The following is a 26,872-nucleotide window of genomic DNA, read 5'->3' as shown; positions in this document are numbered from 1 at the left end:
TTCACGTCCTGTAGCAGGCGTTAATTTTGACATAGTCATAACTTAAATCGCAGCCCCACGCAAGCCCAGTTTCAAGCCCCACATGCAAGTCAGCTTCAATCCGAATCACATCCGTTTCATTTAAGTAGGTATGAAGCCCTTCTTCGCTGTATATACAAGCCTCACTTTTGTTTAAAATCTGGTAGGGCCCTACGGAAATCGAAATGTAGTCAGGTGCAAACCTGCCGCCAGAATACCCAATCGCACAAATGATTCGCCCCCAATTCGCGTCACCGCCAAACATGGCCGTTTTAACTAGGCTTGATGAAACAATTTTTTTCGCAATCATTCTAGCATCCAGTGAACTTGTCGCGCCTTTAACGGCCACTTCGATAAGTTTTGTCGCCCCTTCCCCGTCACTTGCAATGGCTTTTGCTAAATGTTCAAATACAACACGCAACATGTCTTTAAATTTACTAAATTCTGGATGTTCTTCTACGAGCGATTTATTTTTTGCTAGGCCATTTGCCATAACAATCACCGTATCATTCGTTGATGTATCACCATCCACCGTAATTTGATTAAACGTCTCATCCACTAATTTTTTTACCAAAATTTGTAAGTCCGCACTTGAAATCGTAGCATCTGTTGTCACGAAAGCGAGCATCGTTGCCATATTCGGGTGAATCATTCCTGATCCTTTCGCGACTCCGCTCATTGTGACACACTTTCCGTCAATCATCTCTTGTATGGTGATTTGTTTTTTCTTTGTATCAGTGGTTAAAATCGCTTCTTCAAAATCACTTGCTTGCCCGTGTTGTAAACCTAAACGACTTATTCCGTCCGTAATTTTATCAAGAGCTAAATATTCTCCAATAACACCTGTGGAACAAACGGCCACTTCTTCATTTTGAACACCTAACTGAGTAGCTGCAAAATTTTGCATATAAGAGGCATCCTCTAGGCCACGTGATCCTGTACAAGCATTGGCGCTTCCGCTATTTACCACAATCGCCTGAAGCGTGTCACTTTGTTTAAACGCATTTTTCGTCACTTGGATGGGCGCTGCTTGAATTTGATTTGTAGTATAAACAGCGGCTGCACTGGCTTTTACTTCTGAAAAAATCCATCCGATGTCTTTTCTTTTCCGTTTTAGCCCCGCGTGTTTCCCGTCCGCATAAAATCCTTTCGGCGAAGCAATCGTTCCTTTTATCACTTTCATTTCCAGTTCCCCCTTCTAAGGAAAAATCGGCGATTGAAGTAAACCAGTCGACTCATCCATCCCAAACATTAAATTTAAATTTTGAACAGCCTGACCTGCCGCCCCTTTCACAAGATTATCGAGCACGGAAACGATAGTTAAGATGCCCGTTTTTTCGTTGTAAGTAAGGCCGATATCGCAAAAATTAGAGCCTACTACTTGCTTTATTGTCGGAAGTTGTCCATCTGGTTGTATCCGAACGAAAGTCTTTGTGGCATAAGTTTCTTCTAAAAGCTCAATGCTTCGCCTTGCTCCCGCTTTTGTGAGCGGTAAATAAAGGGTTGACATAATGCCGCGAGTCAGTGGTAAAAGAGAGGTCAAAAATTGAAATTTCGGGGATTTCTCACCTAAATATCGTTCAATTTCTGGAATATGTTGGTGTGCATTGATTTTATATAAAGCGAGATTATCATGCGCATTTACAAAATGATTGGCCGAATTCGGTACTTTGCCTGCTCCCGAAACACCTGACTTGGCATCAATAATAAAGGTGTCACTCGCCAGTTGCTCACTTACAATCGGAAGAAGTGGTAGTAACACGCTCGTCGCATAACAACCCGGATTAGCAATCCACTTCGCCTCCACATTTTGCCGAAACTCCGCTAAACCATATTCCATTTTTTCTAAATAAACGGCATCCGCCGGCGTTTTGCTATACCACTTCGAATAACTTTCCGCGTCTAAACGAAAATCGCCTGATAAATCAATAACTGGAAACCCAGCTTTTATAAACGGTATGGCTGCCAGACTCGATACACCAGAAGGAGTAGCAAAAAATACGCAATCTGATTGTGCCATAATCTGTTCAGGAATCACTTCTTCTAAAGTAGCTTCATAGATATCTGTTAAATGTGGGAAAAGTTGATTTATTTTCATACCCACATTTGAATAATTATGTATAGAAGCAATTGTGACATATGGATGATTATGCAAAATACGAATAAGTTCCAAACCACTATAACCACTTGCTCCAACGATGGATATGTTCATTTTAATCCCCCTTTAAAATGATTTTCGAAATATTAATACTCATTATAATATTGTATATTTATAATGTCAAACGGTTTTTTATAAATTTTAGAAAAATAAAAAAAGCTTTAAACAAAGTCATAACTTTTATTTAAAGCTTTTTCTATTAATTAGGTTTTCTTATTTTAAAAATAAGCCATTTGCTAAACACATAATTGAGAACCAGAACGATTATATTTACCCAAATCTTCGCCCAAGTTTCATTCAACATGAAAACATCGATGAATAGTACCATGAAAGCCATATCAATTAAAAAGGTGATAAAACGAAAACCAAAAAATGAACTCACTTCCGCCAATTTATCGCGCCAAGTTGGCGTATAACTCACAAACACATATTTTTTATTCGTTACATAAGCAAATAAGACAGACACTATCCAAGCAATCGTATTAGCAATTCGATAATCCCACTCGAAAAAGGAAGCCAAAAGCCAAAACGCTACAATGTTGATTATAGTTGTGAAGACGCCCATAACAAGATACATAAGAATACTATGAATTTTTTCTGTGTACCACGGTATTTTTTGAATCAGCCATTCTTTTAGCTTTTCCATAGAGGCGCCTCACTTTCTAATTAAAATAAGTCGGCAAATTCATCTTTCACTTCTGCCATTTCCGCTACTTCAACAGGGAATGTTTCAATCCCATTCAATGCTTTTTCAATTAAGGCATCAAAATCTACAAAACTTTCATAATGAACCACTTTTTCCAATTTTGGCTTTGTCTTCGGCGCTGTTGGTGTAAAAATTGTACAGCAATCTTCAAACGGTTGAATGGACAGCTCAAAAGTGTCAATCTCTTGCGCAATTTTAATAATTTCATTTTTATCCATAGAAACAACCGGTCGAATAATCGGCGTTGTTGTCACCGCATTAATCGCTAACATGCTTTCAAGTGTTTGACTCGCCACCTGCCCGAGACTTTCACCATTCACAATCGCAAGGCCGTTTCGTTTACGTCTAAGAGCATCGGTAATCAGAAGCATCATACGCCGTGTTACCGTCATAATATAGCTTTCTGGAACTTGCTTTTTAATCGTTTCTTGAATTTCTGTAAAGGGCACCACATGCATTTGAATCTGGCCACTATATTTAGCGATTTTTCGCGCTAAATCAATTGCTTTTTGCTTGGCTTGCTCACTCGTATACGGCGGACTATGAAAATGAACCGCCTCCACCTCAACCCCGCGTTTCATCGCAAGATAACCAGCAACCGGACTATCAATTCCACCAGACAACATTAGCATCGCACGCCCTGAAGAACTAACAGGCAAACCACCAGCCCCTAAAATCGTCGCACAGGATAAAAACACACCGTCTGAACGGACTTCAACGTTTAGTTTTAAATCTGGCTGTTTCACATTAACCGTTAAATCTTCTATTTTCCGAAGAACAAAAGCGCCCACTTCTTGATTTAATTCACTAGAATCAAGAGGGAAATCACGAAAACTACGCCTAGCCGCCACTTTAAAAGTACCATTTTCCTTATGATGTTCACGAACAAGCGCATACGCCGCCTCATTTACCGCCGCCACATCAAGCTCGGTTTTAACAACCGGACTAAACGACTGAATGCCAAAAATAGGTTTAAGACGTTCTGTCACCTTCTCATGACTGGCTCCGTTTAAATAAAGTTGCATGCGGTCACGTTCTCCGTGCACTTTAATTTCTGGCATGTCTTTAATGGCTTGTTTCACATTGGTTGCTAACTTAGCCACAAATTGTTTCCGATTTTTACCTTTTGTTGATAATTCGCCGTAACGAATTAAAATACGTTCGAATTCCATTATTTCACCACTTCGTTAATTTTTTGTAAAATTTCTTTTAAAAAATAAATAAATTGTTCCGCCTCTGCTTTCGTATTGTCATACGAAAGACTAACCCGAATAGCGCCCGTCGCCTGATTACCCGAGACGCCCATCGCGTGTAGTGTACTGCTTTCTAGCTTCGCGCGCGAAGAGCAGGCACTTGTGGTCGAAACAAAAACCTCTTTTTCCTCAAGAGCATGCACTAATACTTCTCCCCGGTGATTTTTAGCCGAAAAACAAATGATGTGCGGTGCTGAGTGTAACGCATCCGTATGCACCGTCACGCCGTCAAGCTTTTCCAGTTGTTCGAGTAGATAATCTCGAAGTGCTGTTAGTTCACTACTCTTTTTCTCAAAATCTTCTAATGAAAGCCGCATTGCTTTTGCCAGAGCCACAATGCCCGCCGTGTTCTCTGTCCCACTTCTAAGGCCAAATTCCTGCCCGCCGCCAAGTATTTCAGGATGAAGTTTGACGGTACTTTTTTTATATAAAATCCCTGTTCCGCGTAACCCATGTAACTTATGTCCAGAAATCGACATCGCATCGATTTGTGAAAGCACAAGCTCTTTTTTAGCAAAACCTTGGACATTATCAACATGGAAAAATGGTAGTTCCCGCTCTTTTAGTAATTCGCCAATTTCAGCGATGGGTTGGATTGATCCGACTTCATTATTCACATGCATAATCGATATTAAAATGGTATCTTCTCGAAGCGCTTCCTTTATATCATCAATTCTTACTTGTCCGCTTTTGGTAACGGGTAAATAAGTAACTTGAAAACCCTCCTCTTCCAGTTCTTTCATAACATTACTGACGGAAGGATGTTCAATTTTTGATGTGAGAATATGTTTCCCACGATTTTGATAGGCGCGAGCAATCCCCTTAATAGCTAGATTATTGCTTTCGGTTCCACCTGATGTAAAAATAATATCTTCAGAGCGAACAGACATAAGCGCCGCCACTTGTTTTCTTGCCTCTTCATGAAGATCACGCACTTTTTGCCCAAATTTATGCAAAGAAGAAGGATTCGCAAAATAATGCGTTGCTACTTTTGTATATGTTTCAAGTGCTGCCGCATGTGGCTTGGTCGTTGCACTATTATCAAAATAAATCATTCGGACATATGCCTCCTATACGTTATGCTAGGCTCTAAAAAGGATTCCTCCATTTATCCGCCTAGTTTGTCCTTCATTATTTTACCACACCTGTCAAGCGCTTAGTCATGTTTTGAAAATAAAAGGAGGAGCAAACATAACGTTTACTCCTCAGACTGCTGACAAACGGCAATCTTCGTTGTTAGCTGCCTCCGTTCCGAGGTTCACGTACTCGAGTACGCTCCACTTCGGTACTCGTCTCTGCCTAGAATCTCACCATTTGTCAGCAGCCTGATTTTGGTGTGTGTCGTTTTGTTTTGCGAAAACTTTGAGTTTTTCTACAAACTGAGGAGTAAACATAATGTTTACTCCTCAGAAAATGCCTTTTCAATTTTCTTAAATGCCCCAACCTCTACTTTTTCAAGAGCCGTAACGGCAATTTCAAGGGCTTTTTTATACTGAAAGTCTTTGTAGAAATGCTGTTCTGCTTTAACAAGTTCCTCGTCTAGCTCCTTGTCATCCATCCGGTAGCGGTTCGCATATTGAATGACCGACTCAACAAGTGCTGCATTTTCAACAATTTCAGTTGCTTTTCCAGAAATATGCTCTAAATCTTCTTTCGCTGTTTGCCAGTTTTTAGAGACTGTCTTCATTTTAAGTGGGCGATCACTCAAGCTCTCTTCCATTTTCGAAAGTGCATCATACATATGTGTTTCAAGTTCCTTATATTCAGTCGGGACCCCAGGAAGACGTGCCCGATCAATTTTGCGGTTCAGCTGCACAATTTGACGTTTCATCCGTTCAACATCTTCTCTCGCCTCAATTTCATCTTTCCTGAGCGAGCGCAAATCTTCACTAATCTTATCTTGTTCGATAGCAATTTGGAGTAATCTTTCGTCAATCTCTTTTAGCGCATCCTGAATAACAGAGTAGGCCAATTTTTGTTCATTTAACTTCATAAGGGTATGACTAAAATTCTCTTTTTGTTCTGCTAACGCTGCCGAAGTTTCCAGATAATTAGCCAGTTCCTCTTCCGAAACATGGTAAGTTTCCTTCACTTCCGTAATTTGCTCCGCTAGCTTCGCTGATAATTCCATTTGTGCTTCAAGCTTATCAGAAACCGGCGACCGATTTTCACTAACAAAACTCTTAGCATGAACTTCTTGTTCCAGTGCATCATAAAATAAATTAATTTCCGTATGTATTTCCGTAATTAACGTTTCCGCATCCGAAAGTTCCCCTTTTAAAACACGTTCATTCGCCTTTTTCACCTGCTCAGATAAACGAATATGTTCCTTTTCAAACTCAAGCTGCTCTAAAAAATAGCCGCCATCGACCATTTCCAAATATCCTTGCTTTAAATCAGCTAACTCATCAGGTAGAACAGTCTCCGTTTCATGAAGTAATTTCGGTGTTTTATCCATTTCATCTTCTAAAAGCTGTAAATCTTTTTTGGCTAAAATAATAATTTCACGAGCCTCTAAATGATCCCCTTGATCCGTCAACTCATCATAGCGGTTAATTTTATCTGCCGCCTCATTAAGTTCCGTCTCATATCTTGGAAGCGTTCCACCAAGTTTAAAACCTTGTGTTAGGATAATACGACGCATCTCAGCTAACTTTTCCTTCGTCGCCCGACTTTCCTTCGCATTTTTTTCCTCGCTTGTTAAAAGTTCCTTTAGACCATTTAAAATCTGATTCATTTGGCGGTCAATCGTGACAAGCATCTGCTCCAAATCATTTTCATTTTGCGTCGCAGTACCAAAGCGATACTTATCCGTATTCATTTCCGCTTCCATTAAAACTTCTTCTACGTCCGGGAAAAGACGCGTTTCAATTTCATCCCATGAACTACGCCAAGATTCAAACAATTTTTCAGTTTGACCTGTAAGCTTTAATTTTTTAACCTTTGAAAGCTCTTCAATGACAGGCCGTTCACGAAGCGCTAATTTTTGCTCCTCAAGCGTATTAATGCGCGTATAATGCTTCTTTTTAAGCAAATAGCCAGTGCCAAAAATAGCAATGACAATAATAATAAACGCAATTAAAATATAATAAAACATCCAAAATCCTCCCATTCAACAAGTGATGTACGAAATTTTTAAAAGCCCTATGTAAAGTGCTAGGCACGACTTAATCCATCCCTTATTCTACCATGATTTACAAAATTTTACCCCCGTAAACTCTATTTTTTTCAAAAAAAGTCATTCTAGTAGAAGCAATATTTTAAAATATGCTATACTTCTTTCATAAATCGACATAGAAATGTGGTGAAAACATGATTGAAATTCCAAAATTTCAAGGTACAAAAGAGCAAAATTATGAACTCGCACACAAACAAGTGGCAGCCCTTATTCAAGGTGAAGAAAATCTCATCGCCAATTTAAGCAATGTTTCCGCCCTTTTAAATCAAGCTTTAGACACGATTAATTGGGTTGGCTTTTATTTATATGAAGAAGAAGCCGATCAACTTGTCTTAGGTCCATTCCAAGGCCTTCCAGCTTGCATTCGGATTCCAAACGGCCGTGGTGTATGCGGCAGCGCCCTAAAAGAGCAAAAAACCTATATCGTACATGATGTAAACGCCTTTCCAGGACATATCGCCTGTGACTCGGCAAGTCAATCTGAAATCGTTATTCCTCTGTCAAAAAATGGCAAGATGATTGGCGTTTTGGATATTGATAGTCCGGTTACCTCTCGATTTGACGCAACAGATCAAAAGTGGCTTGAAAAGATAAGAGACCTTCTTATCGCTGAAATCAGTTGACAATACAGTAATTTTTGTACTATACTAGATAGCGTGTAAAATGCAGCTTGTTTGACAAGCTACTGGTAAGTTGTTTATCCCCAGATTACTGTGGTATATTGTGTAACCCTGCGGCTGCATAGGTGAAGATATATGAAGGTAAACTGCCCTAGTAGTTATGCAAACTCGTTTGTTTTATGCCAAAAAACAAATTAAAAGGAGGAGTCTTTAATGGCTCGATACACTGGTCCAAGCTGGAAAATTTCCCGTCGTCTTGGGATTTCACTTTCTGGTACTGGTAAAGAATTAGAGCGTCGTCCGTACGCTCCAGGACAACATGGTCCTAACCAACGTAAAAAAATGTCTGAATATGGTTTGCAACAAGCTGAAAAGCAAAAATTGCGTCATATGTATGGACTAACTGAACGTCAATTTAAAAATACGTTCAACAAAGCTGGCAAACTTCAAGGTAAACATGGTGAAAACTTCATGATTTTACTTGAACAACGCCTTGACAATTTGGTTTACCGCATGGGTCTTGCGCGCACTCGTCGTGCAGCTCGTCAACTTGTAAACCATGGTCACATTTTAGTAGATGGAAAACGCGTTGACATCCCTTCTTACCAAGTTTCTGTTGGTCAAGTAATTGGTGTTCGTGAGAAATCTGCTAAAAACTCTGCAATTGCTGAAAGCTTAGATGTATCTAGTTTCGTACCTGAGTACGTAACATTTGATGCTGATAAATTAGAAGGTTCTCTAAACCGTCTACCTGAGCGTTCTGAACTTGCTGCTGAAATTAACGAAGCGTTTATCGTTGAGTTCTACTCTCGTTAATCGTCCAATGAACTTTCAGATAAATCCCTTTGCGACGTGCAAAGGGATTTTTTTAATGCCAACCTTTTGATAGACTTTCAAAACTGTAAGGCAAAAAAATCAGATTGTCATCTAAATCGAGGGAATCCCCCGCCCTCACTTGCTATACTACATATATAATAAATAAAAGAAAGTTGGTATTTTAATGAAAGCACTTTGGGGCACTATTATCACTGTCGCAGTTTTAGCCTTATTAATCGGCGGTGGTTACTACTTTATAAATTATAACCGTATTGGTACAGAAACCTACTACACCAAAATTACAGAAGATGGTGTAAGGGAAAATGAACATGCAGACTCAACACGATATAACTACTCACTTCCTGGCTTTACAAAAGACGGAGAAGAAAAAGAATTAGATTTTTCAGCTATTAAAAACTTACGTAAAGGTGCCTACTTAAAAATTTATACGAAGCCAGTAAAAGGTGTGACCTCCTACGAAGAAGTAAAAAAAGCAGATATACCTGAAAAAGCGCAAGCAAAGGTAAATTAAAAAAAGGCATTTCACGTTTTTACAGTGAAATGCCTTTTTATTATGCGTAACGAACTAAGAAATATTTTTTCTTCCCGCGTCTTACAATCGTAAACTGCCCTTCAATACGTTCAGCTTCTCCAATCATTTTATCCAAGTCTTGGATACGCTCTCCGTTAATATAAATGGCACCATTTGAAATATCCTCGCGCGATTGCCGTTTAGATGGCTCAATACCAAGCTCAACAAGCCAGTCAACGAGTTTCACTTCTTCTGTTTTCGAAACAAAAGTCGGAACATCTTTAAACCCTTGTTCAATTTCTGCTGCCGTTAAACTTGCCACATCACCACTAAACAGCGCAGCTGAAATTTTAATCGCTTGTTCGAGCGCTGCCTCATCATGAATGAATTTGGTCATCTCAGCAGCAAGTGTTTTTTGCGCTGCACGTAAATGCGGCTCTTCTTCCACTTGACGAGCTAAATCGGCAATTGCCTCTTGAGATAAAAACGTGAAATATTTCAAGTATTTAATTACATCACGGTCATCTGTATTAATCCAAAACTGGTAAAATTCATAGGGCGTTGTTTTTTCTGCGTTTAACCAAATGGCGCCCCCTTCTGTTTTCCCAAATTTCGTTCCGTCTGCTTTTGTTAAAAGCGGAATAGTTAACCCAAATGCTTTAGCGTTTTCACCTTGTTTTTTACGGATTAAATCAAGTCCAGCTGTAATATTCCCCCATTGATCTGAGCCACCAATTTGTAAGCGGCAATCGTTATGCTCATATAAATGATTGTAATCCATCGCTTGTAAAATTTGGTAAGCAAATTCTGTAAATGAAATACCGACCTCTAAACGGCTTGCTACGATATCTTTGGCGAGCATGGTATTCACATTAAAGTTTTTCCCAAAATCTCTTAGAAAATCCAGTACGGATAAATCCTTTGTCCAGTCATAGTTGTTGACCATAGTAGCCGCGCTATCTCCCTCGAAGTCAAAAATTTGACCTAGTTGTGCGCGTAAACTTGTTACATTTTGGTTGATTTGATCAAGCGATTGCAGCTTGCGCTCTTCTTTTTTACCACTAGGATCTCCAATCGTCCCTGTTGCCCCACCTACTAAAATAATGGGTTTATGACCTGCATCTTGGAAACGGCGTAAAATCATAAAAGGAATTAAATGCCCAATATGCATAGAATCTCCAGTTGGGTCAATGCCGCAGTATAAGGAAATAGATTCTTTGTTAGTTAATTCGCGCAATCCTTCTTCATCAGTTTGTTGATAAACGGCTCCGCGCCATTCAAGTTCATCAATAATATTCATTTTATAACCTTCTTTCTTTTTTTAGACAATAAAAAAGCCCTCCGCTAAAAATAGCGAAGGGACGTATTAACGTGGTACCACCCAACTTTTGTTCTTCATTCGTTAACGGTTTTAACCGGCCGCACTATTATCCAGCGCAGCGTGACTCCAGGATGTAATTCATTCTTTATTTGTACCAGTTTCCACCACCCACTGGTTCTCTTTTAAACAGGGATAAAGAATTACTTCGTCCATTCATTGTCATTTACATCATTTAATTATAGTTTCAGTTATACCACAATCTAAATTCGTCCGTCAAGAACTAATTTATTTTGTCGTTCCGCGTAATTTTTCACTATGTGGTAAAACAACTGTCTTCTCTTCTACATCTTCATTTGTCATTAACTTAGTTAACAAACGCATCGCAACAGCTCCAATATCATAAAGCGGTTGAACGATTGTAGAAAGTTGCGGACGCGCCATAAGAGTTAATTTAGTATTATTGCTTGTCATCACTTCTAATTCCTCAGGAACACTTACATTAGCGTCTAGTGCGGCATTTAAAACGCCAATAGCAAGTTCGTCATCGGTCACGATAGCAGCATTTGGTCTAGATTTTAATCCAGAAAGCTCTTCCCAAGCTTTTACGCCGGCATTATAGTTATAATCTGCTTCAATGACATAGGTTTCATCATATGAAATCCCTGCTTCTTTAAGAGCATCTTTATAGCCTTCTAATTTAAATTCACGATTAACAGGTTCTTCTAACGAGCCTGTGATAAATGCAATTTGTTTATGGCCATTAGCGATAAAACGCGCCACTGCCGATTTTGTAGCTTCTCGGTAATCGATATTCACTGAAGCAAGTTTCTGTTCCATATCGACGGCTCCAGCTAGTACTACAGGTGCAGGTGAGCGATCAAATTCCTCTTGTAATTGAGCGGTGATTTTTTCACCCATATAAATGATTCCGTCCACTTGTTTTCCTAATAAAGTGTTTAGAACTTGAAGTTCTTTATCTTCATTTTCATCTGAACTGCTTAAAATAATATTATATTTATACATCGTCGCAATATCTTCAATCCCGCGTGCTAACTCTGCATAAAATACGTTTGAAATATCAGGATAATGACCCCAACAGTGGTAGTTCTCTTACTTGCAAGTCCTCGTGCTACAGCATTTGGACGATAACCAAGTTGATTAATCACATCTAATACTTTTTTTCTAGTTACTGGTTTAACATTCGGATTTCCGTTCACGACACGTGATACAGTTGCCATTGATACATTCGCTTCACGTGCAACATCATAAATGGTCACATTCATCTTTATTCACACTCCAAAAAAATATTTAAAGAAGCAAGTTGCTTCCAATGTAAACGTAAACATTGTTACCTTCACTTAATCATACAGTATTCATTTGTGTTATGCAATTGTTTTCGCTTCTGTTTTTCATTAATTTTCATATTAAAAAAGCATCAAATAATATAAAATATAGTGATTTAAGCATGAAAAGGCTTACTTTTTTCAAACAAAAAAAGCTTCCTAATGAAACCATTAGAAAGCCAATTTTTATTTGACGCGATGTGCCATTAATTTAGACGATAAAATTTCTTCCCAGAATTTATCAAATTCAGGAATATTCATTTGTTGAGCTGAATCAGAAAGTGCAACCGCTGGATCCGGATGAACCTCCGCCATAACTCCGTCTGCTTCAATCGCAAGCGCCGCCTTCGCACATGGGAGTAACAAATCTTTTCGCCCAGTAGAGTGAGTCACATCAACCATAACAGGCAAGTGCGTCTCTTTCTTTAAAATCGGAACAGCAGAAATGTCTAACGTATTTCGTGTTGCCTTCTCATACGTTCTAATTCCACGTTCGCATAAAATAATTTGACCATTTCCTTGTGACATGATGTATTCAGCTGCCCCAATAAATTCTTCAATGGTCGCAGATAAACCGCGTTTTAAGAGTATTGGTTTATTTACACGCCCGGCTTCTTTTAATAACTCAAAATTTTGCATGTTACGCGCACCAATTTGAATAACATCAACATAATCAAGTGCTGTTTCAATATCAGCTGGTGTTACAATTTCACTGATTACACCTAAACCATATTCATCAGAAATTCGTTTTAAAATTTGCAAGCCTTCTACACCTAAACCTTGGAAATCATACGGGCTTGTACGTGGTTTAAACGCGCCACCGCGAATTAATTTCAGACCTTTATCTCGGATAGAAGCAGCTACTGCCGCTACTTGATCATAAGATTCCACCGAACACGGGCCAAATACAAAAACAGGTTCACCGTTACCAATTGGAAGGCCATTAACATTCACAATGGTATCTTCTTTTTTATTTTTACGCGATACAAGAAGCGCTTTAGAATGATCTTCTTCTTGAAGTTCAAGTCCAGCTTTGAAGATTTCTTTGAACAAATGTTCAATCGTTGAGTCTTCAAACGGCCCATTATTTTGACTTACAATTTGATTTAACATTTCTCTTTCGCGAAGAGGATCAAATCGCAACGAACCTTGTACTCCTTTAATTTTACCAATTTCTTGAACTAAATTGGCGCGTTTGTTTATCACATTTAGCAATTCTAGATTTAGTTCGTCCACTTGATGACGTAATGCATCTAAGTCCTTGTTCACCATTAGATTTCCACCCTTCTGCTATCAAAACGATAAAGATTACCATTCATTATAGAGGATAACGCTTCGTTTGTCATCACCCTTTTACACTTAATCGCTTTTAAGTGATAAAGCATTTAAGTTATAAATGTAATATTATCATGCTTATGGAAATTTAGCAACCATAAAAAAACATTGCGTTTATTTTAAAACACAATGTTTTTTAGGATGATTATTTTTTAGCAATTTTTTCTGCTTCCACTTTACCAGCTTCTACAGTTTTCTTTGCATCAGTTTTTGCTTTATCGGCTGCTTTTTGAACATCTTTAGAAGCATGCTCCACTTCTTCTTTTACATTTTTTACTGCTTCTTCTGTTGCTTCCAGATTTTCTTCTTTATTTTTAAGAACAACATCTTTTACATTTTTACCTTGTTTGGAAACCGTATCAGCCAACTGTTGTGATTTATCTTTTACTACATCCACAAATCCACCAGCCGTATCTTTTAATTGACTTGTTTTTTCTTTAGCCACACCGCCAATTTCGATTCCTTTTTCATAGGCAACATCTTTCCATTCGTTACCTTTTTCTTTTAATACATCTACTTGATCATTTAAATCGCTACGTAACTCTTTACCTGATTTTGGAGCTAAAAGTAAAGCAGTTACTGAACCGATAATACCACCGATTAAACCACCAATTAGAAAATCTTTTACATTTAATCCATTTTTATCCGCCATCTTTTTTCCCTCCAATTATTGAATTGATTCTTTAGCAGCTTCTTTGGCTGCTTTACTTGCTTTCAATTTATCTTTAAAAGCTAAAATTGAGTGACTAAATGAAACTGCTTGAGCAATTTTTTTATCATTTGCTGAAACCTTATTTGTCGCAAGTGTAGCCAGTTCACGAACGGATTGACTTAATCCAAGTAGAGATGTTCCAACATCACCAATTGCGTCAAAAACTGGATCAACTTTAGCAACTTTTCCATTCACATCTTCAAGCAAGTCATTTGTTTTATCAAGTAACTTTTGTGTTTCTCCTGATATTCCTTGTAGTTCGGTTGCCATTTTATCTACTGTGCTTGCCACTTCATCAAGCGTTTTAGATGTTGATTTTAGTGTTTTACTTAAGTAGATAGCAATAACAAACAACCCAATTGCTGCAATAAGTGCTGCAATGTATAGAATAACAATCATGTACCCACACCTCCATATTCTTCATTCTACCCTATCCTTTATTATGTAAAACTTAAAACGTATAGGTATCGTTTTAATACATCTATTTTAGCAATTTCACAGTAAAAAATAAAATAAAATGAATTTTTATACGTTCACATTCTACCATTTTTCAGGTAAAATGGAAAAGAAAAACATTAAGGGAGGAAATATAAATGAAGGATCCACGTATTGAAAAACTTGCATATAACTTAATTCATCATTCCGTTAAACTAAAAAAAGGAGAAAAGGTTCTCATTGAAAATTTTGGTCTCCAAACGGAACTGGTAGAAGCACTTGTTAAGGAAGCTTATAATGTCTCTGGACTACCTTTTGTTTCCATTAAGGAGCCTAAAATCGATCGTGCTTTGTTGCTTGGTGCAAGTCAAGAACAGTACGACCTTATGGCTTCGTTTGAGGGCGCTGTTATGAAAGAAATGGATGCGTATATCGGCCTTCGTTCTGGCGATAATATTAATGAACTAGCCGATGTTCCTTCTAGAAAAATGCAAATTTCTGGTGGCACAATTGGAAAAATGCATACAAATATTCGAGTTAAACAAACAAAATGGGTTGTTTTACGCTATCCAACCTCCTCTATGGCACAACTTTCTGGTATGAGTACAGAGGGCTTTGAAAACTTCTATTTTGATGTTTGCACGTTAGACTATGAAAAAATGAGTCTGGCTATGGACAATTTAGTTGATTTAATGAATAAAACGGATAAAGTTCGTTTAGTTGGACCAGGAACAGATTTATCATTCTCCATTCAAAACATCCCTGCGATAAAGTGCGCTGGTGAACTAAATATTCCTGATGGGGAAGTTTATACGGCACCTATCCGCGATTCTGTACAAGGTACTTTAACTTATAATACACCAAGTCCTTATCAAGGTTTTGTTTTTGAAAATGTATCTTTTACATTTAAAGATGGTCAAATTGTTGAAGCGACATCAAATGATACGTTACGCTTGAATGAAATTTTAGACACAGATGAAGGTGCGCGTTATATTGGAGAATTTGCAATTGGGGTCAATCCTTTTATCCACGAACCTATGGGCGATATCTTGTTTGATGAAAAAATTGAAGGAAGCTTCCACTTCACCCCTGGTCAGTGCTATGATGAGGCCTATAATGGTAATAAATCTAATATTCACTGGGATTTAGTCAATATCCAACGTCCTGAGTATGGTGGTGGGGAAATTTATTTTGATGATGTTCTAATTCGAAAAGATGGCTTGTTTGTTTTACCCGAACTTGAAATTCTAAATCCTAAAAATTTAAGATAACGAGAAAAGGAGGAGAATCACAAGATTCTCCTCCTTTTTACCATTCTATCTCGCATAATCCGCCAGTTTGTAAGGCTGTTAATACACGTAAGATTTCATCTACCTCGCGTGACACGATATTTAAATGAATGGTTTCATAAACTACTTCGCCTTCAGGATTTATGATAAAAAGGCCTCGTAACGTTTCACTTTCCTTTTCTACAAAAACACCATAATTTTTGGCAACACTATGAGAAGTATCCTCAAGAAGCGGATAGTTTAATTTTCCAATTCCACCTTTTGCGACTGGCGTTTGCGTCCATTCTAAATGGGTATGGACGTTATCTGATGAAATACCTACTATTTCAGTTTCTAGATGCGTAAACTCTTTCATTCGCGCCGAGAGTGCCATAATTTCAGCAGGACAAATAAATGTAAAATCTTTTGGATAGAAAAATAGGACAAGCCATTTATTTGCTGTTATAAAATCGGAAAGTGCTACTTTTTGAATGGAGCCATCTGGCATGACTGCTTGTTCAAAAAAACTAGGTGCCTTATTGCCAACTAATCGTGTCGTCAATTCCATCTTCCTTCCTTAAAATCATTCCATACATCAATTTTAATATAGGCAAGAAAAACTGTAAAGAAAAGGTCGATACAAAATCTGTATCGACCCAGACTGCTGACAAACGGCAATCTTCGTTGTTAGAGCCTCTGTTCCGGTGCTCACGTACTCAAGTACGCTCCGCTCCGGAACAGAGACTCTGCCTAGAATCTCACCATTTTTCAGCAGCCTGATTTTGGCGTGCGCCGTTTTGTTTCGCGTAAACTTTGAATTTTTCTACAAGCAAGGTCGATACAAAATCTGTATCGACCTTTATATTTTAAATTAGAAAGCTGCTTTTTCGCTAAGATTTGGGGTTTTTGAATGTGCATCTAGCACTTTTTCATAAGCTGCTTGAAATTTTTGCACATCCCCGGCACCCATGAAAAGAATAACTGCATCATCATAAGCAAGTAAAGCATCTGTATGATCTTCTTTAATGACATGTTGACCCTTTGTTTTCTTCGCCAAGTCATAAATCGTTAAATTCCCGGTTTTTTCGCGCGCTGAACCAAATATATCACAAAGATAGACTTCATCTGCTAAGTTTAAGCTATCTGCAAAGCCCTGCAAAAATGCTTTTGTTCTTGTAAAAGTATGGGGTTGAAAAACCGCGATCACTTTTTTATCTGGATATTTTTGTCGTGCCGCGTTCACGGTGGCACGAATTTCAGACGGATGGTGAGCGTAATCATCCACTAAAATTTGATGATCTTTTTCAGTAATACTAAAACGTCTTTTCACGCCTTCAAAAGTAAGTAATTCTTTCTTCACTTCTTCCATGCTTAGAGCGTCATAATCGGCAAGTGATATGACACTGAGTGCATTTAAGACATTATGATCGCCATAAGTCGGAATTTCAAAGTTTCCTAAAAATTCCTCGCGGTGATAAACATCGAAAATAGTTCCAGTTGTCTTTTTAATAACATTTTTAGCGATATATTCATTTTCCGCACCAAAACCGAAATAAATTACAGGTATCGTTAATGAATCTTCTAAACGACGCAATTGGACATCATCACCAAGAGCGAATACGGCTTTTTTCACTTGTTTCCCAAAGTTTTCAAACGCATTAAACACATCATCCACACTTTTAAAATAATCTGGATGATCCCAATCAATATTTGTCATAATGGCATATGTAGGTTTATATGCAAGAAAATGACGTTGATATTCACAGGCTTCTAGTGCAAAGTATTCCGCTTGTTTATTCCCTTTCCCAGTACCATCCCCGATTAAATAAGAAGTCGGTTTAATAGACTCTAGCACATGCGAAAGCAAGCCGGTTGTCGATGTTTTACCATGCGATCCAGTAACTGCAATACTTGAATAACCTTCTAATAACTGTCCTAAAAACTTATGATAGCGAATGACAGGTAAATCCATTTCTAATGCTTTTGCAATTTCTTCATGTGTATCTGGAAATGCATTTCCTGCAATAATCGTTAATCCTTCATGAATATTATTCGCACTAAATGGGAAAATTGGAATTTCTTTTTCCTCTAAAACTTTTTGTGTGAAAAAGTATTTTTCAACATCGCTTCCCTGCACTTTGAATCCTTTATCATATAAAATTTGAGCTAACGCACTCATTCCAGCACCTTTAATCCCAACAAAATGATAAGTTGTCATTGTTTCGAACCCCCGTATTTTCAACTTGAAGAGGGTGTCTAAAAAAATTCTAGACATCTTCTTACTTAACTTTTTTACAAATAGTGTTTAATGTTTAAGTCCTATATGCTCTCGTTCACTCGTTATATTATAGCATTTATCCCATCAATAGAAAAACGATTCTTTTTAAATCACGGAAAAAGACATAGGAATTCATGAAAGAAAACGCTTAATGTGATAAATCATCAACGATTTATGTGAGTTTAGCACTAGTTTGCAGCTTCTTTATTTCTTAAAATTTCAAGTTGTTCTCGTGTAATAATTACGTCCCGCGGTTTTGATCCGTTTGTTCCTGAGACAATATTGTAATTTTCTAAGGTCTCCATAAGTCTTGCGGCACGATTATAGCCAATTCTAAAATGCCTTTGAAGAAGCGAAGTCGAGGCGGCATTTTGCTTCATAACAAAATCACAGGCCTCATCAAAAAGTTCATCCTCCTCTTCTCGCATTGTTTCTTTAGCTAGAAGTTCTTGTTCTTCAAACAAATAATTCGGGTCGCCCTGATTACGTACATGCTGGACGACAGCATCGATTTCTTCATCACTGACAAATGTACCTTGTAAACGAACTGGCTTACTCACCCCGCTTGGTAGGAAAAGCATGTCTCCTTTACCAAGTAATTTTTCTGCACCTGTCGCATCTAAGATTGTTCTAGAATCAATGGAACTTGAAACAGAAAACGAAATACGTGTTGGAATGTTTGCTTTAATAAGCCCTGTAATAACATCAACCGAAGGACGCTGCGTTGCCACAATCATATGTATTCCACACGCCCTAGCCTTTTGCGCAATTCGACTTATTGCTTCTTCAACATCATTTGGTGCCACCATCATTAAATCTGCTAATTCATCAATGATAATTAAAATATAAGGCAGCTTTTCTCCTGAATGCCCTTCTGCTTCTGAAAGTGAATTATAACGTTCCATATTGCGCACACCAGCATGAGAAAATAGCTGATAGCGACGTTCCATTTCTTCCACCGCCCACTTAAGCGCTGCTGTAGCTGCTTTTGCATCTGTAATGACAGGACTAACTAGGTGGGGAATGCGATTATAGGGAGCTAATTCCACCATTTTAGGATCAATTAAAAGTAATTTCAGCTCATCTGGACGCGCTTTATAAAGTAAACTGACAAGAAGTGAATTAATGCAAACACTTTTACCAGAACCTGTTGCACCTGCAATTAGTCCATGTGGCATTTTTTGTAAATCTGTCACAATTGGAGCCCCTGAAATATCAAGGCCCAATGCCGCCGTAAGTGGCGATTTATTATCTTTAAAGACAGGCGTATTCATAATCTCAGAAAGCATTACTGGTCTACTCGATTGATTAGGAATTTCAATCCCTATTGTACTTTTACCCGGAATAGGCGCTTCAATTCGGATATCTTTTGCTGCAAGACTAAGTTTAATATCATCTGTTAAATTAGTAATTTTACTTACTTTCACACCTTTTTCAGGTTGCACTTCAAAACGTGTGACAGATGGTCCTTGCGTACGATTAACCACATGGGCCTCCACATTAAAATTTTGAAGTGTTTCATTTAACAAGTCTTCCTGATAATCAAGCCAGCTTTCATCTTTATTTAAATGAACAGGCGGACTTAGTAATGCCGCCGGTGGGTAGTAATAAGATGATGGCTCCTCACTCCCCTTTTCGACAGGAGTAGGTTGTGTGACAACTTGTTCTGTTTGCGCAAGATAAGCATCCACTTCTTGTTTGTTATCTTCCTCTTTCGGTTTCTGATCTTGGTTGACCATCATAACATTGAAAGGAATATGCGAAGATGAAGCTTTCTTCTGTTTTCTAAGCGCTCGTTCTTTCGGTTCAATTTCTTGCTTTTGTTCCGTGACTTTTGGCGTTTCTTCAACTTGCTTTGGTTCTTCTTTTTTTTTCTAAAATAACAGGATTGGAAAAAGTTTCTTTTGGTTCTTCCTTTACTTCAACCTCTTCTGTGATTAAAGAAATTCTCTCATAGTTTTTCTCTTCTGATTGCGCTTGATCTAAGTCAAATTCAAAATGATTTGGTCTTTTGTGAAACGCAAATACTGGCGACGGCACTTCTGTAGGTGTAAATTTTTCCTTTACAGTTGTTTCTTTCTTTACCTCTAAAGTTTTCGTTTCAGTCACCGGTTTATATGGTAAGTCTTCCTCGTTATTTAACGCGCGATCTGGTATGACAGGAAAGCGAAAATTTCCTTTTGGGTATTCATATACCATTTTTGTTACAACCGCACGTTCTTTGTTTAATTTACGTTCTGGACGTTTTGTCTCCGTCTGCTTACTTAATTTAACTTGTTCCGTTTTTTTTGGCTGTTCCTTCACAGGCGCTTTTTGTATCGGTTCTTCTTTTGATTCCTCAAAGTCGCCAAAGAAAAAATCTTTTAACCATCCCATGTCTATCACCCTAATTTTGATTTTCTTTTTTGATTCTAACAGAGAAAAAAGATTAAAGCTATACATGTCCATTGAAAAATCATTTTCTTAAAGCTAAAACTCGCCTTAACTACTGAAAACAAAGGCTTAAAAGGAGCTATAAGATAATCTTATGCTCGGTTTCTTGATGAAAAAAAGAACAATATTACTATATATTGTACACAGTTTTACGCAATAAAAAACTAGCTAAATGATTTTAGCTAGTTCTAATCGTTTTAAAAAGTCGTTTGAAACTCTTCTCCAACCATGTAGTCATCCTCTAATACTAAGATACCTTTTTCTTCTGGCGCATTAGGAATGGCAAGCTCTCTTGCGGCACAAAGCATACCATACGAATCAACGCCGCGTAAATTAGACGGCTTGATAATCAAACCACTTGGCATAACAGCACCAATTTTCGCTACCACTACTTTCTGGCCTGACGCAACATTTGGAGCCCCACATACAATTTGAAGTTTGTCATCTTTTACATCCACTTGGCAAATACGAAGCTTATCCGCATTGGGGTGTTTTTCGGTGCTTTCCACATAACCTACAACAAATTTTGGTGTTATATCGATATTTAAATCATCATTAAAGCCTGCTTCTTGGATGACTTTTTTAAGCGCTGATACAAACTCTTCTGTCAAAGTTACTTTTCCATTTGCATGTAAAGTAAAGTGACGAGATGCATTAAAAATATTGAAGCCACTTAAAGCGCCTGTTTCTGTATCAAATATACGCACAACATCACCTTTTTTATCAAAAGTTCGCGTGTAACGATCAATATCTTTGATGGAGACAATAAGCGTGTCGCCAATCCCTTTTTCATTGTATAATACATTTGCTATCAAGTTTCATTACTCCTTTGGTCTATTTTTTGCCATAATAAATATCGGTTCCAGTTTACCATTATTATAGACAAATGGCAAAGACGTCACTGGGACAATACCTTCAGCGAAAAATTGCAATGTCATATGCGCCAATACATCATAACCTGTATTATTACGAATATCAGCCAAAATAAGCACATCTTGATGAGGAATCGCGATAACCATCTCACCTGTAAATTGCGAACGCATCTCCGCCAGAAATTTCTCATTACAAACCCGGCTCGCATCATAACCATCATTTGTTCTAAGAAAATAGAAGTCATTTTCGGAAACCGTATCTTTTTTGAGCGGTGTATCTAATTTCCGTACATTCGCCATAGCCTTCATGCGAACTTCAGTTGGGGAAACATCCGCTTTTATCAAATCATTTTCAGTGATAAATTTATACGATTTCCCTATATCAAGCACATAAAAAATCTTTGTTTCCGCTGTATGTTCTTCAAAAAACAATTTTTCACCAGCTGTTGTTTTTACTGGATGGGACCCCGCTCGAATAACAGGGAAAATTTTCTCCTCTTGTCCAATTAACGACACTTCTTTTTGACCAGCTTCTAATCCTTCATCCACATAATAGGCTATTTTTTTAAAAGTATCCTCCCCTTCTGATTCAAAACGAGAGATGATTTGCGGGATGGAAAGTGTCACGAAATGACCATATTCCGAAACTTTTAACCGTTCTTTTTCTCTGTCAAAAGTAAATTCTCTCCCCTCTTTTTTTTAAAAAAATCCTCTAATTTTGCTTTCATACCAAATGTGTCAAATTTCAATCTGCTACCTCCTTTAAAGTGCAGCTAAAAAGTCATTTATTTCTTCCTTTGTTTTTCGATCTTTGCTGACAAAACGTCCAATTTCCTCCCCATCCTCAAAGGCAAGGAAACTGGGGATTCCAAAAATCGCTAAATCCGCACATAAATCGATAAATTCATCACGATCGACATGATAAAACGTAAAATCACTATTTTCTGATTCAATTTCCGGCATCACAGGTTCTATAAAGCGACAATCGCCACACCAATCCGCACTAAACATAAAAACGGTTTTCCCGTTCTCTTTTACCTCTTCAAATTGTTGAACAGATTGCAAGTTTTCCATTAAAAACGCTCCTTTTATTAGCTTTTTTTAAATCGTACCTAAAGTTTGGGTGTTCGTCCAGAAATCAGCTTCTTTTTTATTATTTGAAGCGGTTTCTTTTTTTCGTTAAACTATTGGATAGAAAGGAGTGTTCAAAATGGACTATATGATTTATCTAGCGGGGGAAATTCATTCTGATTGGCGAAATGAGTTACGAGAGAGCATTCGCCACATTTCATCTGCTTCGTTTACGTTTTCCGGACCAGAAGAAAATCATGAAAAATCAGATGCGATTGGTGAGGCGATACTGGGCGAACAACCTAATTCCTACTATAAAGATATACAAGCATCTAAAATAAACAATTTACGAACACAGCTTTATTTAAAAAAAGCTGACCTTGTCATTGCGTATTTTGGCGAACAGTTTAAACAGTGGAATACCGCCTCTGATGCTTCTCTTGCAATTGCAAACGGCACACCAGTTATTTTAATTCGAAAAGAGAATCTTCATCATCCGTTAAAAGAACTTTCTGAGCGTGCAAACGTGACAGTTTCAAGCATTAAAGAAGCTGCACAAGTATTGCAATATCTATTTGAAGTATAACGCACATAGCTCGCTTTAATTTTAAACAAATTGTCACATTTATATCGCTATTTTTATGTTAAACTTTAGAAGTACTTATTTTTTTTAAAAAAGGAGTTAACAATTTGAAAAAAATAGCAATTTCATTATTGGCTCTTTCTTTGACTATGGCGCCACTTACACAAGTAGCTCATGCAGAAGAGAGCGTCCTTAAACAGAACCCAGAATTAGGTCAGGGATTTTATGCTGTCACGGACACAAATCGTCCGATGCTTAGAGCAGCTACAAATCCACCTGCCTTTTTAGCAGATATTTAAAAAAGGCTCTGTTGATAGCTGGGATAAGCACTCCGTTCTTCCCTCTATAACAGGTGCACAGGCCGTACTTGAAAGCGGTTGGGGTACTTCTCAACTTTCAACCATGGCACACAATCTTTTCGGGGTAAAAGGTACTTATAACGGTAGTTTTGTTACAATGCCTACTCAAGAGTATGTTAACGGAAAATGGATTACAATCGATGCCCAGTTTAGAAAATATCCAAGTAAAAATGAAAGTATGACTGACCATGGTGATTTTCTTCAAAAATCTCGTTATCAAGATTTAATTGGTGAAACTGACTATGTGAAAGCCGCTAATTATTTACAAAAAGCTGGCTATGCAACTGATCCAGACTATGCTAAAAAACTTGTCTCTATTATTGAAGCTCGAGGTTTAACCGCTTGGGATCAAGAAGCATTTGATATTGCATCTTTAAAAAATGCCAAATGGCGTTATGCTCGCGAAACGTTAAATATTCGCTCAGCGGCTTCTTGGGATTCAAGCATTGCATTTAAAATCACACCCTACTATGCCGCACAACTAAATTATGGCAAACAAGAAAACGGCTTTATTGAAGTGATTTATCAAGGTAAACGTGGCTGGTACAAACCAAGTCTATCCTTATATTGGTATGATAAAAATCCAACTACCAAATATGTAACAACAAATAATGTCAATTTCCGAACTGCCGAGAAATGGGATAGCCCAGTTGCACAAAGTAAAAAAGCTGGTGAATCTGTTCTAGTTCTTAGAAAAATGCCTAAATCAGGTTGGCTTGAAGTAGTGTTAACAAATAGCGTAATAGGTTATATTCCTGATAGTCCCAATTATGTTAAAAAATCTTAAAAAAAGCACGACAATCATCGTTTCGATTGTCGTGCTTTTTTTCGTTCTTCTAAATAAAAATTTAAACCATCAAATGAAAGAATGAGGCATCCTGCGATGAAAGCTGTAATGGACCACCCTAAATCAAATTGGCCTCTATGTAAACGATTTAAAATGAAACAAAAAAGCCCACTACTGATTAAAAGGACAGCCACAATAACGGTGCCTTTTTTCAAAAATCTAAGCATTTGCTCGTATGGTTTCATATGTCGTTTTATCTAAACCGCGAATAAGCGTCACAATCATTTCCTTAGCCGCAGCATAATCATCTACGTGTAAAATTGAATTACTGGAATGAATATAGCGAGAAGGTACGCCAATCACTGCACTCGGAATCCCGTTTAGTGAAGTATGCACTTTCCCCGCATCAGTTCCACCTGGGGAAGTAAAATATTGATAAGGAATCTGGTTGCTTTCAGCTGTATCTAATAAAAATTCTCTCATTCCTCTATGCATAATCATCGTGCGATCAAAAACGCGCATTAAAAAGCCCTTTCCAAGTTGTCCAAATTGCGTTTTGTCTCCGGTTGTATCGTTAGCTGGACTTGCATCAAGCGCAAAAAATAAATCAGGCTGAACCATATGCGCACTAACACCAGCTCCTCTTAGCCCTACCTCTTCTTGTACATTTGCACCTGAAAATAATGTGTTAGGAAGCGAATCGCCTTTTAATTCTTTTAAAAGCTCAATAGCAAGACCCACTCCGTAACGATTATCCCAAGCTTTCGCTAAAATTTTCTTTGGATTAAAAAGGGGCGTAAATTCGGAAACAGGTACAATAAATTGACCAGGTTGAATACCGAATTCTTTTGCTTCATCTAAAGAATCAGCTCCAATATCGATGAGTAAATTTTTAGGATCAGTTGGCTTTTTTCCGCTCTGCATCTGACATTAAATGAGGTGGCACGGAAGCTATAACCCCGACAATCGGTCCATTCTTTGTCATGACCTGCACGCGCTGGGCTTGCATCACTTGAGGATTCCAACCACCAAGCGTTTGAAAACGTAGCATGCCCGCTTGTGTAATTTGAGTTACCATAAATCCAACTTCATCCATATGTCCAGCTACTAAAATGCGTGGACCAGAACTTTCTCCATGTCTTACACCAAAAATCCCGCCTAAACGATCTTGAATAACTTCATCCGAGACGGGTTCTATTTCTCGCTTTACAAAATCACGAATTCTAAATTCATCGCCTGAAGCGCCTTGAAGTTCCGTTAATGTTTTAAACATTTTAAGTGTTTCTTCGTTCATTGCTTACCACCCTTTCACTTTAACCCCTTCATTATAGCAAAAAGTTTTAGAATATTCATGTTTTGAGAGCGCTATTAATTATACTTTCTATTTTTGAAAAGTATAGTATAATGAATATGTGACTACATTTTAAACTTAGAGCTTATGACTAAGGGAGGAAGATTATGGACTGGAAAGCTTTTGCTGCTGGTGCTTTTGTTGGTGCCGCTGCTGGCCATTTGTTAAATCATTATTGCCTTTCAGATGAAAGTGTATCTGGAGATGTTATTTTAGAAAACGTAAAAGATGCCTTTAAAAAAGAAGGACCGATTGAAGGATCTTGGATTCAACTAAAAAAACAACATTACAAAAAGTATGCCATTGATACATTCGTTTATCACGGTGGAATTACTGCTATTCGTGAAGGTGAAAAAAAACAATTTGAGTTTATTGCGGATGCTAAAACGGGTACTATCATTGACGTCTATCTTACATAAACGAAACGCGCCTTTTTCTAAAGGCGCTTTTTCATGCCATTTCAAATACCCTATATAGGTATAAGAACCGTATATACCCCTACCCCCTATACAAGGATTTAATTCCAAAAAAAGAAGCTTTATTCGCTCCCTTTTTTCTCTACAGTTCGAATGATTTCACCATTCTCATTAAATTGAATCGCGTGATAATATGCATCATGATAAAACAAGAACCAAGTTTGTCCGTCCATCCATTTTTGAAATAACCTTTCCTTTGCAAAAATGCTGTCCATTGGATAATCATCATATGCCGTTACCCAAAGTGGATTTAAATGGGCATGTGTAGGGAATATATCGCCAAGATGCACCGCTCGCTCGCCTTTAGACTCTATTTCAATGATACAATGACCCGCGCTGTGGCCACCTGTATGATACATCGAAACACCAGGCAAAACCTCCATTTTTTGAGAAAAAGTGGTAACTTGCTTTTCAATTTGTTCCCAATTTTCTTTCCAATATGTCGCTTTTGAGCGTATATTAGGCTTTTTCATTTCCTCCCATTCGGTCGAAGAAGTAATGATTTTCGCATTTGGAAAGGTCGATACCAACTCCCCATTTTGAACGCTTATCAGTCCGGTTGCATGGTCAAAATGCAGATGAGTCATTAGACAATAATCAATATCTAAAGGAGTAATCCCGAATTTAGCCAAATCTTGAATAACAAAAGACTCTTTTTCTACAGCAAAATTTCTTTTTTGTTTCTCCGTGAACCGGTTTATGCCAATTCCAGCATCAATTAAAACATGTTTTCCTTCAATATTAAAATACATCGGGTCTGTATCGGTCGCAATTTGATTTTGTTCATTTGCAGGATATTTTTTAAACCAGAGCGCTTTCGGTACAACTCCAAACATCGCCCCACCGTCAAACGCCATTTTCCCACCTGAGAGCCAGTGAATATCTAATTCGCCTATTTTCATTCAAAACCCACCTCTTGTTTACATAATATTATTATAGAAAAGAAGTTGCGGAGAAAACGCAACTT

General features: G+C 37.8%; 24 protein-coding genes, 4 pseudogenes and 1 other annotated feature. Of the genes and pseudogenes, 8 read left to right on the top strand and 20 right to left on the bottom strand.

Going from position 1 to position 26,872, the window contains the following annotated elements; all coding sequences use genetic code 11:
* Position 1 precedes the first annotated feature (1 nt).
* The 6 genes from argJ to LFLEISCH_RS02435 form a co-directional block, all read right to left on the bottom strand.
* A complete protein-coding gene (argJ, locus tag LFLEISCH_RS02460; RefSeq protein WP_007472670.1) occupies positions 2–1,201 on the bottom strand; it encodes a bifunctional glutamate N-acetyltransferase/amino-acid acetyltransferase ArgJ in 1,200 nt (399 codons plus the stop codon).
* A 15-nt stretch (positions 1,202–1,216) separates the two neighbouring features.
* Positions 1,217–2,230, bottom strand: coding sequence for an N-acetyl-gamma-glutamyl-phosphate reductase (gene argC / locus LFLEISCH_RS02455; RefSeq protein ID WP_007472669.1), 1,014 nt, complete (start codon positions 2,228–2,230; stop codon positions 1,217–1,219).
* A 145-nt stretch (positions 2,231–2,375) separates the two neighbouring features.
* On the bottom strand, positions 2,376–2,822 hold the full coding sequence (locus LFLEISCH_RS02450; protein ID WP_007472668.1) for a GtrA family protein: 447 nt from the start codon (positions 2,820–2,822) through the stop codon (positions 2,376–2,378).
* Positions 2,823–2,842: 20 nt separating this feature from the next.
* Complete coding sequence (thiI, locus tag LFLEISCH_RS02445; protein ID WP_007472667.1) at positions 2,843–4,054, bottom strand: tRNA uracil 4-sulfurtransferase ThiI; 1,212 nt, start codon at positions 4,052–4,054, stop codon at positions 2,843–2,845.
* On the bottom strand, positions 4,054–5,190 hold the full coding sequence (locus LFLEISCH_RS02440; RefSeq protein ID WP_007472666.1) for a cysteine desulfurase family protein: 1,137 nt from the start codon (positions 5,188–5,190) through the stop codon (positions 4,054–4,056). Before LFLEISCH_RS02440 ends, thiI begins: the two co-directional genes overlap by 1 nt.
* Before the next feature lie 344 nt (positions 5,191–5,534).
* Positions 5,535–7,232, bottom strand: a complete 1,698-nt coding sequence (locus tag LFLEISCH_RS02435) for a septation ring formation regulator EzrA (protein WP_007472665.1) — start codon at positions 7,230–7,232, stop codon at positions 5,535–5,537.
* Positions 7,233–7,447: 215 nt separating this feature from the next.
* Here LFLEISCH_RS02435 and LFLEISCH_RS02430 point away from each other — a divergent pair, with 215 nt between their 5' ends.
* The 3 genes from LFLEISCH_RS02430 (at position 7,448) to LFLEISCH_RS02420 (ending at position 9,281) form a co-directional block, all read left to right on the top strand.
* Positions 7,448–7,936, top strand: coding sequence for a GAF domain-containing protein (locus LFLEISCH_RS02430; protein WP_007472664.1), 489 nt, complete (start codon positions 7,448–7,450; stop codon positions 7,934–7,936).
* Positions 7,937–8,146: 210 nt separating this feature from the next.
* Positions 8,147–8,749, top strand: coding sequence for a 30S ribosomal protein S4 (gene rpsD / locus LFLEISCH_RS02425; protein WP_007472663.1), 603 nt, complete (start codon positions 8,147–8,149; stop codon positions 8,747–8,749).
* Between the two features lie 184 nt (positions 8,750–8,933).
* Positions 8,934–9,281 carry a YxeA family protein gene (locus LFLEISCH_RS02420; RefSeq protein ID WP_007472661.1) on the top strand — a complete coding sequence of 116 codons (348 nt, stop codon included), beginning with the start codon at positions 8,934–8,936 and terminating at the stop codon, positions 9,279–9,281.
* 40 nt (positions 9,282–9,321) lie between these two features.
* Here the strand turns inward: LFLEISCH_RS02420 and tyrS are convergent, their stop codons facing one another.
* From tyrS to LFLEISCH_RS02390, 5 genes and pseudogenes are all read right to left on the bottom strand, one after another.
* Complete coding sequence (gene tyrS, locus LFLEISCH_RS02415; protein WP_007472660.1) at positions 9,322–10,581, bottom strand: tyrosine--tRNA ligase; 1,260 nt, start codon at positions 10,579–10,581, stop codon at positions 9,322–9,324.
* Between the two features lie 54 nt (positions 10,582–10,635).
* Positions 10,636–10,828, bottom strand: a binding site (T-box leader).
* A 59-nt stretch (positions 10,829–10,887) separates the two neighbouring features.
* Positions 10,888–11,885: pseudogene (ccpA, locus tag LFLEISCH_RS02410) on the bottom strand (catabolite control protein A).
* 246 nt (positions 11,886–12,131) lie between these two features.
* Positions 12,132–13,217, bottom strand: a complete 1,086-nt coding sequence (locus LFLEISCH_RS02400; protein ID WP_007472659.1) for a bifunctional 3-deoxy-7-phosphoheptulonate synthase/chorismate mutase — start codon at positions 13,215–13,217, stop codon at positions 12,132–12,134.
* A 208-nt stretch (positions 13,218–13,425) separates the two neighbouring features.
* The gene (locus tag LFLEISCH_RS02395; RefSeq protein WP_007472658.1) at positions 13,426–13,932 is read right to left on the bottom strand and encodes a YtxH domain-containing protein; all 507 of its coding nucleotides are present in this window, start codon (positions 13,930–13,932) and stop codon (positions 13,426–13,428) included.
* Between the two features lie 15 nt (positions 13,933–13,947).
* Complete coding sequence (locus LFLEISCH_RS02390) at positions 13,948–14,391, bottom strand: DUF948 domain-containing protein (RefSeq protein ID WP_007472657.1); 444 nt, start codon at positions 14,389–14,391, stop codon at positions 13,948–13,950.
* Between the two features lie 194 nt (positions 14,392–14,585).
* Here LFLEISCH_RS02390 and LFLEISCH_RS02385 point away from each other — a divergent pair, with 194 nt between their 5' ends.
* Entirely contained in the window at positions 14,586–15,698 is a 1,113-nt protein-coding gene (locus LFLEISCH_RS02385; protein WP_007472655.1) for an aminopeptidase, read from the top strand.
* A gap of 37 nt (positions 15,699–15,735) precedes the next feature.
* On the opposite strand, the gene LFLEISCH_RS02380 is transcribed toward LFLEISCH_RS02385, so the two are convergent.
* The 6 genes and pseudogenes from LFLEISCH_RS02380 to LFLEISCH_RS02355 form a co-directional block, all read right to left on the bottom strand.
* Entirely contained in the window at positions 15,736–16,257 is a 522-nt protein-coding gene (locus tag LFLEISCH_RS02380) for a peroxiredoxin (protein WP_206538437.1), read from the bottom strand.
* Between the two features lie 309 nt (positions 16,258–16,566).
* A complete protein-coding gene (gene murC / locus LFLEISCH_RS02375; RefSeq protein ID WP_007472653.1) occupies positions 16,567–17,913 on the bottom strand; it encodes a UDP-N-acetylmuramate--L-alanine ligase in 1,347 nt (448 codons plus the stop codon).
* Positions 17,914–18,161: 248 nt separating this feature from the next.
* Positions 18,162–20,349: pseudogene (locus tag LFLEISCH_RS02370) on the bottom strand (DNA translocase FtsK).
* A 254-nt stretch (positions 20,350–20,603) separates the two neighbouring features.
* On the bottom strand, positions 20,604–21,221 hold the full coding sequence (ytpR, locus tag LFLEISCH_RS02365) for a YtpR family tRNA-binding protein (protein ID WP_007472650.1): 618 nt from the start codon (positions 21,219–21,221) through the stop codon (positions 20,604–20,606).
* A gap of 6 nt (positions 21,222–21,227) precedes the next feature.
* A pseudogene (locus tag LFLEISCH_RS02360) lies at positions 21,228–22,006 on the bottom strand (DUF1444 family protein).
* A 34-nt stretch (positions 22,007–22,040) separates the two neighbouring features.
* Positions 22,041–22,352 (bottom strand): thioredoxin family protein, encoded by a 312-nt coding sequence (locus LFLEISCH_RS02355; RefSeq protein WP_007472648.1) that lies wholly within the window; start codon positions 22,350–22,352, stop codon positions 22,041–22,043.
* Between the two features lie 136 nt (positions 22,353–22,488).
* Between LFLEISCH_RS02355 and LFLEISCH_RS02350 the strand changes: the two genes are divergently transcribed.
* The 3 genes from LFLEISCH_RS02350 to LFLEISCH_RS14520 all read left to right on the top strand — a co-directional run bounded on the left by LFLEISCH_RS02350 (position 22,489) and on the right by LFLEISCH_RS14520 (position 24,078).
* The gene (locus LFLEISCH_RS02350) at positions 22,489–22,935 is read left to right on the top strand and encodes a YtoQ family protein (RefSeq protein ID WP_007472647.1); all 447 of its coding nucleotides are present in this window, start codon (positions 22,489–22,491) and stop codon (positions 22,933–22,935) included.
* A 104-nt stretch (positions 22,936–23,039) separates the two neighbouring features.
* Positions 23,040–23,231, top strand: coding sequence for a hypothetical protein (locus tag LFLEISCH_RS14525; RefSeq protein ID WP_007472645.1), 192 nt, complete (start codon positions 23,040–23,042; stop codon positions 23,229–23,231).
* Positions 23,224–24,078: a glucosaminidase domain-containing protein gene (locus tag LFLEISCH_RS14520; RefSeq protein WP_077907940.1), complete on the top strand. Its 855-nt coding sequence runs from the start codon at positions 23,224–23,226 to the stop codon at positions 24,076–24,078. Before LFLEISCH_RS14525 ends, LFLEISCH_RS14520 begins: the two co-directional genes overlap by 8 nt.
* Positions 24,079–24,092: 14 nt before the next feature.
* Here the strand turns inward: LFLEISCH_RS14520 and LFLEISCH_RS02335 are convergent, their stop codons facing one another.
* Together LFLEISCH_RS02335 and LFLEISCH_RS02330 are read right to left on the bottom strand one after the other, a co-directional pair.
* A complete protein-coding gene (locus LFLEISCH_RS02335) occupies positions 24,093–24,293 on the bottom strand; it encodes a hypothetical protein (RefSeq protein ID WP_241432860.1) in 201 nt (66 codons plus the stop codon).
* A 4-nt stretch (positions 24,294–24,297) separates the two neighbouring features.
* Positions 24,298–25,372 (bottom strand): annotated as a pseudogene (locus LFLEISCH_RS02330) (M42 family metallopeptidase).
* Positions 25,373–25,536: 164 nt separating this feature from the next.
* Here LFLEISCH_RS02330 and LFLEISCH_RS02325 point away from each other — a divergent pair.
* Complete coding sequence (locus tag LFLEISCH_RS02325) at positions 25,537–25,848, top strand: PepSY domain-containing protein (protein ID WP_007472640.1); 312 nt, start codon at positions 25,537–25,539, stop codon at positions 25,846–25,848.
* 119 nt (positions 25,849–25,967) lie between these two features.
* Here LFLEISCH_RS02325 and LFLEISCH_RS02320 read toward each other — a convergent pair whose 3' ends face one another.
* The gene (locus LFLEISCH_RS02320; protein WP_007472639.1) at positions 25,968–26,807 is read right to left on the bottom strand and encodes a YtnP family quorum-quenching lactonase; all 840 of its coding nucleotides are present in this window, start codon (positions 26,805–26,807) and stop codon (positions 25,968–25,970) included.
* Positions 26,808–26,872: the final 65 nt, after the last annotated feature.

It is taken from the genome of Listeria fleischmannii subsp. fleischmannii LU2006-1 (assembly GCF_000344175.1).
Lineage (GTDB): Bacteria > Bacillota > Bacilli > Lactobacillales > Listeriaceae > Listeria > Listeria fleischmannii.
This window is presented reverse-complemented; position numbering and strand designations above follow the sequence as displayed.